Source organism: Pseudomonas cichorii, assembly GCF_003700275.1.
GTDB lineage: Bacteria > Pseudomonadota > Gammaproteobacteria > Pseudomonadales > Pseudomonadaceae > Aquipseudomonas > Aquipseudomonas cichorii_B.
In genome coordinates, this window is the sequence record NZ_RBRE01000035.1 from 65,902 (window position 1) to 80,210 (window position 14,309).

At 61.0% G+C, this 14,309-nt stretch carries 9 protein-coding genes and 1 pseudogene; 5 read left to right on the forward strand and 5 right to left on the reverse strand.

Annotated elements, in window-relative coordinates:
- Positions 1-52: 52 nt before the first annotated feature.
- Positions 53-439 carry a hypothetical protein gene (locus tag ALQ04_RS08180; protein ID WP_122315253.1) on the reverse strand — a complete coding sequence of 129 codons (387 nt, stop codon included), beginning with the start codon at positions 437-439 and terminating at the stop codon, positions 53-55.
- Between the two features lie 235 nt (positions 440-674).
- Here ALQ04_RS08180 and ALQ04_RS08185 point away from each other — a divergent pair, with 235 nt between their 5' ends.
- The 5 genes and pseudogenes from ALQ04_RS08185 to ALQ04_RS08205 all read left to right on the forward strand — a co-directional run bounded on the left by ALQ04_RS08185 (position 675) and on the right by ALQ04_RS08205 (position 7,072).
- The gene (locus ALQ04_RS08185) at positions 675-3,533 is read left to right on the forward strand and encodes a DUF2339 domain-containing protein (RefSeq protein WP_259644968.1); all 2,859 of its coding nucleotides are present in this window, start codon (positions 675-677) and stop codon (positions 3,531-3,533) included.
- Positions 3,530-4,900: pseudogene (locus ALQ04_RS08190) on the forward strand (DUF3999 domain-containing protein); the annotation flags it as partial. The gene ALQ04_RS08185 and the pseudogene ALQ04_RS08190, both read left to right, overlap by 4 nt.
- Positions 4,901-5,456: 556 nt before the next feature.
- A complete protein-coding gene (locus ALQ04_RS08195; protein WP_122315255.1) occupies positions 5,457-6,191 on the forward strand; it encodes a hypothetical protein in 735 nt (244 codons plus the stop codon).
- Between the two features lie 48 nt (positions 6,192-6,239).
- The gene (locus ALQ04_RS08200; protein WP_122315256.1) at positions 6,240-6,638 is read left to right on the forward strand and encodes a hypothetical protein; all 399 of its coding nucleotides are present in this window, start codon (positions 6,240-6,242) and stop codon (positions 6,636-6,638) included.
- Entirely contained in the window at positions 6,635-7,072 is a 438-nt protein-coding gene (locus tag ALQ04_RS08205; protein ID WP_122315257.1) for a hypothetical protein, read from the forward strand. The genes ALQ04_RS08200 and ALQ04_RS08205 overlap by 4 nt, the downstream gene beginning before the upstream one ends.
- A 21-nt stretch (positions 7,073-7,093) precedes the next feature.
- Here ALQ04_RS08205 and ALQ04_RS08210 read toward each other — a convergent pair whose 3' ends face one another.
- The 4 genes from ALQ04_RS08210 to ALQ04_RS08225 are packed head-to-tail and all read right to left on the reverse strand — an operon-like array spanning position 7,094 to position 14,295.
- The gene (locus tag ALQ04_RS08210; RefSeq protein WP_122315258.1) at positions 7,094-7,474 is read right to left on the reverse strand and encodes a hypothetical protein; all 381 of its coding nucleotides are present in this window, start codon (positions 7,472-7,474) and stop codon (positions 7,094-7,096) included.
- 19 nt (positions 7,475-7,493) lie between these two features.
- On the reverse strand, positions 7,494-9,110 hold the full coding sequence (locus ALQ04_RS08215; protein WP_122315259.1) for a DUF2300 domain-containing protein: 1,617 nt from the start codon (positions 9,108-9,110) through the stop codon (positions 7,494-7,496).
- Entirely contained in the window at positions 9,110-13,684 is a 4,575-nt protein-coding gene (locus tag ALQ04_RS08220) for an alpha-2-macroglobulin (RefSeq protein ID WP_122315260.1), read from the reverse strand. The genes ALQ04_RS08215 and ALQ04_RS08220 overlap by 1 nt, the downstream gene beginning before the upstream one ends.
- Positions 13,681-14,295 carry a DUF1175 domain-containing protein gene (locus ALQ04_RS08225; RefSeq protein WP_259644973.1) on the reverse strand — a complete coding sequence of 205 codons (615 nt, stop codon included), beginning with the start codon at positions 14,293-14,295 and terminating at the stop codon, positions 13,681-13,683. The genes ALQ04_RS08220 and ALQ04_RS08225 overlap by 4 nt, the downstream gene beginning before the upstream one ends.
- Positions 14,296-14,309 lie beyond the last annotated feature (14 nt).

The following is a 14,309-nucleotide window of genomic DNA, read 5'->3' on the forward strand; positions in this document are numbered from 1 at the left end:
CGACGCGGATACGCCGGGAAATGCTCTGAAGAAGTTGTTCAGGCAGGCTTCCTTACAACGTCGGTTGCGGAACCGGTGTATCCGGGATCGATTTGGCATTCTTGGGCCTCTTCGGACAACCACCGCTCAACCCCCATCGGGTGATGATGCCATTTTCGACCAGGAACCTTTGTACACACCAGACATATTGGGGGTTGTAATCGCCTGCGCCTTCCAGCCAGAGGTATTCATAGGAAAGCATGTTGGCGCCCCCCGCCATGGCATAGCTGCTTTTCGGCGTGCCCCATGACATGACCAGTTCATCGGCGGACGAGCCTACCCAGGATGCCTGGACATCTCTGGTCGTCTGGAAACGCTCGTTATTCAGCAGGTTTCCCAAAGGGGTATTGCTACAGCCTTGAAGTGCCAGAGCCGCCAGGACGACTGCCAGGAATCTCATTATCCAAACTCCATTGATTGATATGTGCAAGAGCGACAAACCTGTGAGGCGCTGTAAGGGCGCAAGCCGTTATACGGGCTTGTTGGCAGGCCGGAAAATAGTACAGGTGTGCTATTCAACCCATATCGAAAGAGACTTAAGTTAGCGAATGGACATGCCGTCGATTCGGGTCGACGGTTGCCCACTATCATTTCAATCATCTGCCAATACCCACCCTGAAAAAGGATGTCGCCACGTGCTGTGGATTGTTCTGGAAATGGTTCTGGGAACACTCGAATACCTGGCCGAAAACCCGTTTTATATTTGGGTCATTGGCGCGCCCCTGATCCTGCTGGCGCTGGGCATATGGCTGCAGCGGCAAGTTGCAAGACTGCGCACCGAGGCGGCCAGACAGGACCGGCAACTGGAACAGGCCCGGCAACGGATCGAATCCCTGCAGCAGCGCCTTGCCGTTCTGGAAACGCCGTCAGACACACCTGACGCGGCCCGGACCGCTGCGCCGCAGCCTGACGATGCACTGATAGTCACAACCCTGGATACAGCCGCACGGGATACGGCTGTCCAGGATGCCATCAACCAGAACAATGAACCGGAACTGAGCTGGGACCTGCCGGAGGAACTGCCCGCCGCCACGGCAACCGCGCCCGAAGAAAAGCCGGACTCTCCAGCTGTCACCCCGCCACCGTCCCGGCCAAACCCGTTGCAAAGCGCCAAGGACTGGCTGTTGGGCGGCAATACCGTGCTGCGAGTCGGCGCGGTGTTGCTGTTTCTGGGCCTGGCCTTTCTGTTGCGCTATGCCACCGAAGGCGTGGTGGTGCCCATCGAAGCCCGCTATGCCGGTGTCGCGGGCAGCGCAATGGCCTTGCTCGGCCTGGGCTGGTGGCTGCGCCGACGCAACACGACCTTTGCCCTGATGATGCAAGGTACCGGGATCGGCGTCTTGTATCTGACCGTACTCGGCGCCATGCGGATGCATGAGCTGCTGGACCCGAGCATGGGCTTTGTACTGCTGATTGCCGTCACGCTGTTCTCGGCAATGCTGGCGGTAACCCAGAACTCACTGGCGCTGGCCTGTGCCGCGACGCTGGGAGGCTTCGCCGCACCGATCATGGCGTCTACCGGTCAGGGCAGCCATGTCACCCTGTTCAGCTACTTTGCCCTGCTCAATGCCGGTATTTTTGCCATCGCCTGGTTCAAGACCTGGCGCCTGCTGAACCTGATCGGTTTTATCGGCACCTTTGGTATCGGCTTCGCCTGGGGCCTGCGCGCCTATACGGCGGACTTGTTCTGGAGCGTCGAGCCATTCCTGATCCTGTTCTTCCTGATGTACCTGGCCATCGGCCTGTTGTTCGCCCGCAAGAAACTGCAGCAACCCAGCGACGCGCCCGACCATGGCAGCCGCGAAGCGATGCTGCGCTGGTCCGGTCGCCAGGGAGATTATGTCGACGGCACCCTGTTGTTCGGCACACCCATCGCGGGCTTCGGCTTGCAATATGCGCTTACTGCAAATACCGAATTTGGCGCAGCCTTCAGTGCGCTGGCGCTGGGCCTGCTGTACATGGGCATCGCCCGTCTGCTGGCCGGGCGCGCACCGGGACGCGCCTTGTTGCTGGTGGAAACCTGCCTGGCACTGGGCGTAATGTTCGCCACCCTGGCGATCCCGCTGGGACTGGGTGCGCAATGGACCACCAGCGCCTGGGCCATCGAAGGGGCCGCGATCTTCTGGCTGGGTATGCGTCAGAACCGCTTGCTGGCCCGCGGCTTTGGCTTGCTGCTACAGGCCGCGGCGGGGCTGGCGTTCATTGAGCAGATGGATGACTGGTATTTCCGGCTGCGCGAAGTGGGTGATTTCTGGACACCGATGATCATCGCCCTCGCCGGCTTGCTCAGTGCCTTGATGGTGCAGCGCATCAAGGTTCTGCGTTACGTCAGCGATACGCTGCTGTCTGGCGTGCTGCTGGCCTGGGGCGGCCTGTGGTGGGCACTGGCCTTGATCATCGCGCTCATGCGCCTGACACCCCCGACAATTCTGGCAACCCTGCTATTGCTGTCGATTGCCCTCAGCGTTGCGCTGTGGAGCGTGCTGGCTTTGCGCTTGAACTGGCCAGGCCTGGCGCGTTTGTGCGTGGGGCTGACGCCTGCCAGCTGGATCGCGCTGGCCCTTACAATGTTCGACTATCAACACCTGTTTTCCCACTGGGCATGGTTGAGTTGGGCCGCGTTGTTGATCGTGCACCTGTGGTCACTGCAACGCCTGGCAGGAATGCTACCCGCCAGGGCGCTGACGTTCGCCCACGTATCGGGCTGCTGGCTGGCTCTTGTCGTGCTGAGCCTTGAGCTGTTCTACGGCGCAAGCGAGCTGGTCGTCCAGATGACGCCGCGCAATACCTGGGCTTCACTGGCAGGGGCATTGCTGCCAAGTCTGTATCTGTGGGCAATGGCCTCGTCGCGGCAATGGAAATGGCCGGTGGCCGCTTATCCCGTCGCCTATCGCGGCTGGGCCGCAGCGCCGGTCTGGATGTGGCTGCTGACGTGGTTCTGGACGACCAACATCGACAGCACAGGCAACGCAGAACCCTTGCCTTACCTTCCCGTGCTCAACCCTGTGGAGCTGGGCTTGCTGTTCGCCCTGCTGGGCATCGTCAGCTGGACCCGCAATGGTCTGCCACAACTGGGTATGAGCCTGCGCAATGCCCAGCGCATGGCGCTGATCATCGGCGGCTCGTCGCTGTTTGCCCTGATCACCGCCATGGTCGTGCGCAGTACCCGCCACTGGATGGGACTCGAATGGTACGAACGGGCTCCGCTCGATTCCATGCTGACTCAGGCTGCACTGTCCATCGTCTGGACGCTGATGGCACTGGCCTTGATGATCGGCGGCCACGTTCGCGCCTGGCGTAAAGCCTGGATTGCCGGCGCCGTACTGATCGGCGTGGTGGTCGCCAAACTGTTCCTGGTCGAACTGAGCAACCACGGCGGCCTGGCACGCATCGTCTCGTTCATCGGGGTCGGCATATTGCTGCTGGTCGTGGGGTATTTCGCTCCGCTGCCGCCGAAAAAAACGGCAGCAACCCGCGAAACACAAAGTCTATGAGGAACGTATTCTTGAATCATCAGCCGCTATTCGGAATGGTCCTGTACAGCCTGGCCCTGCTGGGCTCGCCGTTTGCCGCAGCCCAGGACAACCCTGCCGATTTTGCCAGCCAGACCCCCTTGAAACTCACGGGCGACGGTCCCTGGTATCGCCTCGAACTGCCACTGGCCGTACAGCTCAATTCGCGTCAGCAGGATCTTGGCGACTTGCGCGTGTTCAATGCCGAAGGCCAGGCTCAGGCATATGCCCTGGCCAATGAACCGATCCAGTCCAAGACGCAACAGGCACCGATTGCAGTCAAATGGTTTCCGCTCTACACCAACGCCGATGCGCCCGACAGCGCACCGGGCATTCGCGTCGAGCGTAGCGCCAATGGCACGCTGATTGAGGTGCAGCCACAAACTGCCAGCGAGGCTGGCGACAAGGTACTGCGCGGCTGGCTGCTGGACACCAGCGCAATCAAACAGCCTCTTGAACAACTGGTCATCGACTGGAGCAACGAGCAGGAAGGCTTCCAGCGTTTCAGCATCGAAGCCAGTGATGACTTGCAGCACTGGCAGGCCTGGGGCGAAGGCCAGGTAGCGCGGGTGTCATTTGCCAACGACGTGGTGCAGCAACGCGAAGTCGCCCTGCCCGGTCGCCCGGCGCGTTATCTGCGGCTGCTGTGGAATACGCCACACACCGCGCCAGAGCTGACCTCGGCGCAACTGTTCAGCGCCCCTGGCGACAAGCCGCAACGACCGTTGAGCTGGTCGCAGCCGCTGGATGGCAACCTGGAAAAACCGGGCAGCTACCTCTGGCAATTGCCGACCGGCCTGCCCGTCCAACGCCTGAAAGTCGACCTTGCCCAGCCCAACAGCCTGGCCCCCGGCACCTTGTACGGCCGCATGGACAACAAGTCGCCATGGCAGCGCCTCGGCAGCGGTCTGCTGTACCGTCTGACGCAAAACGGCCAGGACGTGGTGCAGGATGAAATACCGGCCTCCGGCAGTATCGTGCGCGAACTGAAACTGGAAGTGGATGAACGCGGTGGCGGCCTGGGCACTCAGGCACCCACCTTGCGCTTTGCCGTGCACGCCCCTCAGCTAGTGTTCCTGGCACGTGGCACTGGCCCGTTTTCACTGGCTATCGGCAACCCCGGCGCGCGGCCCGCCAACCTGCCACTGGCGACGCTGATACCGGATTACAGCGCACAGAAAATGGATAGCCTGAGTCGCGCCGAACCGGCCAGCGAACCGCTCAGAATCGCGTCACCCACCCAAACCGCGGCCAGCAGCATGGACTGGAAACGTATCGGTTTGTGGGCCGTGCTGGTGCTGGGAGTGGCGCTGCTCGGCTGGATGGCCCTGGGCACCCTGCGCGCCTCGCCCCCCAAGCCTCGCAGCTCGCTGCAATTCAGGAAAACCCCGTCAGGCGCCTGGGAAACGCCCGATGGGCAGTACAGCGTAACCCTTGAGGGCAGACGTACCGGACAGAGCGTTACCCTTCACGTACAAGGCAAGCCTGCAGCATCGTTCTACGCCTGGTCCGAGAGAAGCCATGAAGCCGGAACTATCACATACACCTGGACGCTTGGCGCAGATCCTGCGGCAGGCCACACGATACTGGGCAACCAAACCTGCGCGACCCTGCTCGAGGCTTTTTTCCGGGCCCACGATGAGCCGGACGCTGTTGTCGTGCTTTTTGATCCGACTATAGAAAACACGATTTCAAATCGCTGGGGGCCGTGAGGTCGTTTTTCTGCAGCCCGACCATGGTGCAGAACTTCTTGCGGAGGATCAGGAAAATCGCCTGCACATGATGCTGTTGATCTCTATCATTGGCGCCTTGATCAAGTTATTCGCAGGTATCGTGACATATCGCCTGTTCGTATTGATCCGTCAACAACCAGACAATTGAATCGCAAGGGAATACGACTCCTCCATGCATAAAATCGCCGTTCTGCCGCTGCTGTTCTTCCCGCTTATCGCCTTTGCCGATTGCACGGAACATTTGCAGACCTGGGCCAGCACCCTGCAACCCGACCTGAAGTTCGACAGCGCACGCGCCGTATGCAAGGTCAACCCGGCCAACCCCGGTCAAGTGCTGGCAGCGCTGCCGTTTGCCGAGACAGTCGACGCCGACGGCCAAGGTGACTATGGACTCGGCGTGCTGGTGGCCAGCGCAGCCAACGGTGAGATTATTGCCCGGCAGTATCAGCGTGCAGCGATCAGTTCGGATGCCTTCCGCTTTGAAAGCCTCAGCCTGGACACCGCACGCTATCAGCTTGCAGCGAAAATCCGCGCGTTTGGCGTACGGATCAGCCATGAAGGATCATCGAGGGTCAACCCTTTCGGCAGTACGGCCTTGAATCTTTACGTACTCGAGGGTTCGACATTGCGTCCGGTGCTCAAAGCCCTGGAAGTCATCAGTAGCAGCGGTGAATGGGATGGCATGTGCGCCGGAGACTTCAGCAGATCAGAGCGCACCCTGTCCATTGCAGACAAAGGCCAGCATGGCTTTGCCAGCCTCACTATCGATCAGAAGATCATCGGCACGCAAAACCTGCGCAAGGGCGAGGATTGCCAGAGAATCAAGGGCAAGCCTGCCAGCGCCAGATTCACTCTCGACTATGACGGCAGCCAGTACAACGTGCCGAAGGAACTATCACCCTTGTAGCCGCCCCGCTACTCACCACCATGCGTAGATTGCTCGCCGGATCCTCGAATGAAACATGGAATTGCCCTCTACACCGCAGCCACCCTGCTGCTTTCTGCAACGCTGCTGCCTATGTCGGTCATGGCCGAAGGCGGTGCACCAGGTTATGGTTTTGCCGAGCGCTGTGATGAACCGAATACAACCTTGACCCGTCTCGAAATCATTGCCTGTGCCAACGAAAAACTGCGGACACAGGAGCGAGCCATGCTCGATCTGGTGCAGGCGGTCAGCCTGGAAACCGGTGGCGTCGATGGCGAGACCGGCGAGCAGATAAACCCGATCGGTCAACAACAGAACCAGTGGCGTAACGAGCAAGCCGGCAAGTGCAGCGAGGTAGCCTGCCTGTCGGCGGCCTACACGGCGCGCATCGAAGCCATTCACAGACAATGGGCAGAAGCATTGCAATGAAGACTTTCGTAACCTTCCATGCCCTGGCTCTGTGTGCAGCCTTAGGGGCCATCCAGCCCTTGCAAGCCGCCGCAAGCACCACAGCGGTTTGTCCCTCTCAGGATTTTGAAAACTTTCTGCAGCACTTCGCCAACGATATCTCAGTGCAGAAAGCCTTTGTCAGCACACCCCTGCAAAGCGATTTCATCGACCCCGAAGCCGAGCCGGAACCTCGTCAGGTTTCCCGCCGACTGGACAAGGCACAGCTCGATTTTCCGCTGATGCCCAGCGAACAACAGCAGCGCAATCAAGGACTGACCCTCAATAAAACGCTGCAAGACCCGAAACACGCATCGATTACCCTGCGCAAGGCCGACACCGGCTATCAGCTGTCATTGTTCTTCAAGCGCGAGGCTTGCTGGATGCTGTACCGGATTCAGGACGATTCCCTGTAACAGGCCGCTCGCTGCACTCGCTCAATGCTCGGTAAAGACCACTTCGACCGGGACATTGGCCTTGCGAGTTATACGATCCGGCCCGTAGTCGGGATTGATACCCGGATACCAGGCCCTGAGCTGGGTGTCCGTCATCCAGGCCAGTTGCAGTTGATCTTCCTGCACCAGTGCGTCGAATTGCACCAGGGCATGGGTGGCGTCCTGGCATTTGGCCGATACGCCTGAGGCAAGCACGGAAACCTGCAGTTTTTCGCTCCAGGCAATCGATCCCGCTTCGGGACACTTGCGCACTTCGACATGATACTGGCCGTTAGGCGAAGGCAGGCTGGAGAGGCTTGTGTCAGGGCCGCATGCCACCAACAACACAGACAGACACATCAACAACGGGATGGTTTTATTCATTGCCGTACTCAAACAGGGTCTATTCCAGCATCAAACGCCGGGCAAGATCTTCGATATAGTTTTCATCCTGACCATTGGGGTGTGCCTCAAAAGCCAGATGCAGGTATTCATGGGTCAGGTCGAGACGATCCTGGAGCGATAGAACGCCACGCACGTAGATCCGTTTGCGTTCGCGATCGACGTAAGGGTTGCCGAATGCCAGCTGGCAGACGCCAAAGGTGCTGACTTCGTTATACCCGACTTCTCCTTCGAGCCGTTGCCGCCAAGCGCGGCGCTGGTTCAGCAGCCACTTCTGGGCGGCGGGCAAGGCGGTGCAGGACGCCACCGGATTGTCCCAGCGACTGAGGCTGGCGCGTGGGTAGGCATGGAGCAGGATTGCGTCATAGCGCAGGCCGGTTTCGGCCTGTTCCACCGCCTGCTGCCAGGACAGTTTGTCCGTGCCGGACTGGCTGGAATGGTAGGTGACAGTACTGCCCGCCAGCACCAGATCACTGGTCCAGGCCGCGATATTGCGTGACTCGGTGCTGGCCGGACGCGGAGCCACGCGCTGGCGATTGCTGCTGTCATCAATGCTCAGGCAGTCACCTTTTCGGCTGGCATTCTGCAGCAGGTAAGTGCGAATGGCGACGGCCAGGGCCTTGGCGGCTTCCGGCGGATTGGCGCTGGCTTCGCGCTGCAACACACGAGCAACGTACTCTTCCCGGTCCAGGCGGGCGATCAGTTGGTTCTTGTGCAGAAACAGTTCGCCGTCGCTGTGTATATCCAGTTGATTGCCATTGGTGAACTCGACGCGATAGTTGCCTGACAAGGGGCCGGATTCCACGATTCGTTCCCCGGCAAGCACCCGTTCGAGCGGGTAACGGGAAAACAGATTCACCTCGACGCAACGCCCCTGCTCCGCTGGCCAGCTCACGGGCAACACCGCTGCCAGTGCTTCGCTGTAATTGCGCAGCACCGTCTGGCTGGTTCCGCGCCCTTGCGCCCAGACAGGCGTGCCGTCTGCCGTCCAGCCAGCGAAACCGCCCTGACGCGCCTCGCTATCCTGCCCCTCGAACCAGCTCCAGGTTTTTACCCGTAACCGGCCGCCAAGCTCACCGACGACATTGCCGTCAGCCGCATTCAACAGCACATCCAGCAATACCCGGCGCGCCTGATCCTGGGCGGGCAGCGTGGCCAGCACCTTGAGCAGTTCAGCCACGGAAACTTGTGTAGAAGGTTGCAGCGACGCCAGGCCAAGCAACCATTGCGGCGCGTTGCGCGCCTGCCAGTAGCCACGCCACTCTGGCTCGGAAATCGCCAGGCGCTGAGGCTCGAAGTACAGTCCACAGGACTTCACCAACGCCTGATCGCGCTCGATGCTGCCGCCCGCCGTGCAGCAATACACCTCTTCCCTGGACTGACCCCGACATTGATATGCCGGTTCGCGGGCACCGGTGTCCACCAGCCATGCATAGACAAACAACTTCCACAGGCTGCCCAGAGGGGCCTGCAGATCAGTCGGCAATGGCTCGCGCGCCTGCAGGCCAATGCGGTTCAAGGACAGCAGTTCGCCCTTGAACCCCAGATGCAGCGGTTCCTCCTGCGCCGTAACCAGCGCAGGAAGTAACAGCAGGAGCAACCCCAGAGCACGGAGCATCAGTTGACCTTGATCTGGCCAAAGGCGGGTTTGGTTTCCAGGGCCTGATGCTGTGGCGCGTAGACCTGGGTGAAGCGCACCGGCGGCAGTTTGAACTGGCCTTTCTGCGAGAAGCGCACCAGATGCCGTACACGCAGTTCGCCATTGAGGGTATCCACCGGAATCGCATAGGCCATTTGTCCCGGCTCGAAGCGGGCTTTCTCCAGCGCGCTCGGTTGGGTACCGGCCTTGCCCGTCAACTTGATGCCCCAGGTGGTGCGTTCGACATCGGCGCCGGCTGGCAGCGGAACTTCGATCATCCCGTAGCGCAGCGGCCTGGCCGCCTTGCTGGTGATGATCACTTCGTCGAGGTACAGGCTGTCGCTGGACAAGGCCTTGCCATCGACCGCTTCAAGGCTGAACGTGAACGCTTCGGTTCCAGGCACCAGTCGCGACAGACGCCGCGTGACAGTCACGGGCAGCGGATCGACTGGCGGCTGCCGGGTCTGGTAGCTGAGCAAGGCGCGCAACGGGCGCTCCTGGGTTCCCGACAGCGACAACACGGCAGGTACCGGGCCAGCGCCCTGCCAGATCCAGTACATTTCACCGCTATCGCCGTATCGTTTCTTCCAGCCCTCACCCGGTGCCAGCGCGATGGTCGGCGAAGCCTGCTGGATACTGTTCTGCAACCAGCTCAAGGCCAGCGCGCGTTCCAGGGTCGATTGCTGGGGCAACAGGCGTTGCAGCAGCGCTTGCGCACGGGCCTGATCGAAGCCTTGCAGCGACAGGTTCAGGGCTTCGGCAAACGGTTGGGAACTGACCGCCAGACGCTGTTGCGCTTCTGGCAATTGACGACTGAACCCATCCGTCAGTGGCACCTTCGACTGTCGAGCCAGGGAAGCGGTCAAGGCACGCGCCGCCGCCAGTCCCAAGGCCGAATCCGGATCGCTCATGACCAGACTGTCTTCGCCACTGTCCATCAGGTTGGCCTGGGCACCCTCGCCTGCCTTGGCCAAATCCTCCATCAAGCCACTGAGCAATGTATTGACCGGCAACTGCATCTGTCTGGCGAACGACAGGATCAGCGCCCGCTGCAACAGCGGCGTGTCTTTCGCCTGCGTCGCATACACATCCAGCACCCGTTGCCAGTGCTCCGGCGGCAGGCTCAGCTCCAGTGCCTTGCTGGCATGCCAGTCGGCGTAATAGGCATACGCGGTGAGGAACGCATCCGGTTTCAGATCCTGCCCCCACCAGGTAAAGCTCGCCGAAGGACCGGCCATCTGCACCAGCCGCAAACGGCTGTTCTGCATGATCAGACGCAGGCGATCACGGACTTGCGGGCTGGATGCCAGGACCGGATAGGCAATGCCCAGCGGCAACAGCCGGCTGGCAGTCTGTTCGACCCCGCCATATGGATAGCTGAGCAAATCGTCGAGTGCCGAACGGAACAGCGCTTGCGGACTGTCATCCAGACGCAGGCGGATAGCCGTTGCATCCGCTGGCAAGGTCAGCGGGTTTTCGCCACTGACGGCGTCCAGGCTCTGGCTTTGCGTCACCTGCCAGCCTTCCCCGGTCGCGCTCAGGCTCACGGCCAGGGCATCTGCGACTTTTCCGTCCTGAAGCAGCTCGGCACGCCACTCGCCACTGGCCAGGGCAAACGCCGGCAGCGCGATGTAGTTGATGCCGTTGTTCAGGGTGACCGGCACACGTTGCTCGGCGCCGCCGTAATGCACCAGCAGTTCGGCCTTGAGCGGCTTGTCGGCCTGGCTGAAGGCGAATATCCCCAGATCAGGCTGGTCGCCTGCACGGAAACGGGTCGGGCCACTCCACTTCAGGTACAACGGTTTTTCCGAGCGCACGAACTGCTTCTTCTGGCCGACCTGTCCGTTCTGATCGATGGCCCGGGCGGTGATCCGCCAGCGGGTCAGCGAGTCCGGCATCTTGAAGGTAAAGCGCACCTTGCCATTGGCATCGGTCACCAGTTCCGGCTCCCAGGCAGCAGTGTCCACGTCTTCACGGCGCGGCCGCTCCAGCACCTTGACCCCGCGCTCGCTGCGGTTGGCCTTGCCCGGCGCCGTCGGGCTGCCCGGCAACGCCACGTCATAGCTGATGAACGACAGGCTGGCGCTGGTGCGCACGTTGTTGCGCCGTGGGTGATAGAAGAACTGGTCGATGGTCGGGGCAATTTCCGGTTGCAGTGCGTAGACCATCTCGTCCACCACGCTGACCGTCAGGTGCGCCGGCACAGGTTTGCCGGCGAACTGGGTGCTCAGGTCCACCGATACGGTGTCACCGGGCCGATAGTCCTGTTTGTCGGTAGTGATGGCCACATCGATCTGCGGCGCCACGACCTTGATCCCGGCGTTCTGGAAGCTGTATTGGCCGCCCTTGGTGTAGAGGACCGAGAAAGTCAGGTTCGGCGCAAAGCTGTCCTTGACGGCAATCCGCGCACGGTATTGGGTGTCATTGAGCTTTTCCATGTTCAGCCAGTCGCCGCCTTTGGACAGCAGGGCGGTGGCCTCGACCTTGTCGCGTTCCAGCGACAGCAAGGCATCGCCGACCGGCTCCGGGAACGTGATCAACGCCAGGGCCTCGTCGCCGACCCGGTATTCGGGCTTGTCGAAGACGATTTCCACCGTGCCCGGCACGGCCTTGACGCCATCTCCGGTGACCGAATGGCCGGTGGCGCCGATCAGGCGCCCATGCTCGTCCATCAAGGTCAGGTTGTAGGTACCCGGACGCTCGAAACTCAGACTGAAGTCCTTGTCTGCTGCACCGAGCTTGCCGCCGCCACTGCTCTGATCTTCCAGGCGCAACCACTTGTAGCTGCTCGGCGTAAGCGTCTTGCCCTGTTCGCTGCCACCTTCATTCAGATAGCTGAATACAACTTTCTCGCCCACCGCACTGAAACGCTGCACAGCACTCAGGCGGAAACTGGCGGCGCCACGGTCGATGAGGATTTCCTTGGTGGTCTTGACCCGATACGCCGCGCCGTCACTGGCAAACACGCTGAGCATGTAGCGGCTCGGCTTGTCGGCGGCAGGCAGGTCGAGGGTCGCGCTGCCCTTGGCATCGGTGGTCAGTTCAGTGCTGGTCAGCTCTACCGGGAATTGCCCGAGGTATTGCAGCTCGTTGTCGACCGTCGACAGCTGCTGGGCACGCAGGCTCAGGCTTAACCTGGCATTGGCCACCGGTTTGCCGTCCGGGTACAACAGCAGCAGATTACCCTTCACCGGTTCGCCGGTGCCGTAATCCTGTTTGGCCAGATTCAGCGAAATCTCGAAGTGCGGCTTGATATATTCGGCGACACGAAAGGCGCTGCTGTAGGCCTGGTCCTTGTAGCTGAAACGCAATTCATAACCGCCCGCCACCGCATTGTCCGGCAACTGGAAACGGCCCTGGGCACCCGACTGGGCATCGAATTTCAACGGCAGCGATTGCAGCGCGGTGCCGGTGGCGTCGAGCACCGTCACTTCGACGTCGGCAGTACCCGGCGCCACTGAATCCCGGGCATTCTTGAACTCGCGACCGACGATTTTCAGCGACACCCAATCCCCTGGCCGGTACAGCGGCCGGTCGGTAAAGGCATACAGCTTGGTGTCGTAGATTTCGCTGTCGTAATAGAAGTTCTCCGAAACGAAGACGCCGCCTTCCTGGTCTTCACCGATCACGAACGAGCGCTCGGGGCTGACGTGTTTCAGGCGCAGCAAACCCTGTTCATCCGTCTGGCCGCTGCTCATCACACCCAGGCCATCGGTCCACAACACATTGGCCTTGGGCACCGAGCGGCCTTCGTTTTTACCCGCAGCCCAGACCAGCAGCTCGTCACCGGCGATCTTGCTTACCGCAACGGTGTTGGAGACGAAAACCATGGTCGTGGCGCGGTACTTGCCGATCAACGCTTCCACCAGATACAGGCCCGGCTTCAACTGGCCCAACGGGATGTAGACATTGCCCGGCACCACGGTGACGAACTTGCTGGACGAACCGCTCAGGTCTACCCCTGCCGGCGGCTGGATCGGTTTTGCCTCCCACAGCGGATAACGGAACTGGCTGACCACCGGCAAGCCCGGAATCAGTGCGAACTGGGGCTGAGCGTCGTAGGGAGTCGGCGCAACCATGGCGTTGCCCATTTTCAGTTCAGGTACCTCTTCAGTCACCTGTTTGCGCGACTCGTAGGAAAACGCCCGCTGCATGACCCGGCGCGAGGTGCGATACCAGTTGTCCCACAGGTAAGCGAGGGTATTGGACAAGCCTTCGCCCTTGAACTGCCCTTCACTGACGACTCGGTGCAGGTTCTTCTGGCGCTTGAGGAAGTCCAGCGGCTTGTCGATACGGTACACGCGAATATCCGCGCCGCCATAAGGCTCCATGCGAAAGCGGCGATAGTCGCGCCCAGGCGCCTCCAGGCGTACCAACGCCTGTTCATTGCTGGAAAAGCTGCTGTCGGCCAGCAGGAAAAAGCTTTCGCCGGACACCGGGCTGTAGCCGCTCGGCGCGACGCTGTCTTCGGCATTGACGGGGGCCAACGGGATCAGCAACGTCGCCAGCAAGGAAATCAGAGAGCAGATACGCGGCATGCGGGCACCGGTCATTGGGTGAGAAAGTTGAGTCGATAGACGCCGATGAAGTTGGGGTTGGCAGCGTCGGGTATCCATCGGGTGTCCTTCCATGTCATGAGTTGCTGCAGGCTCGCGGAGCGCATGCCGTTGTCGGTCGGGGTGGTGGTGCCGGTGTGATAGGCGATGTAGCGGCCCATCCAGATCATCAGGTGCTGGTCGTCGCCCTGATCGAAGAACATCAGGTCGCCGGGCCTGGCCTGGGCCATGTCGCGACCCACCAGATGGCTGTTGAACTGAATCAGCTTGATCGCGTTGACATACGGCCCGACCTTGCCACCACCTTGCTGCCATTGCTGGGCGAACCCGCGCTGGGCCTCGCTCAGTTGCAGTTCCGGTGGCAGGTAACGGTTCGACAGGCCATTGCTGCGCAGCCATTTTTCATCGTGAACCTTCAGCGCCTCGTTGCTGGCAAAGCGCACCAGCCCGGCACAATCCTGTTGGTACCAGCGCGGGCTGGGCCCCTGGGACAGCTGTTCCTGGGCGATACGCACGAACCAGGCACGAAACACCTGGGATTGCTGGGCGTCGAGCGGCGGCGTCTCGGCAACCGATACACGACTGCCCAGCAACATCGCCAACACCATCAAGCTTCTGGCCA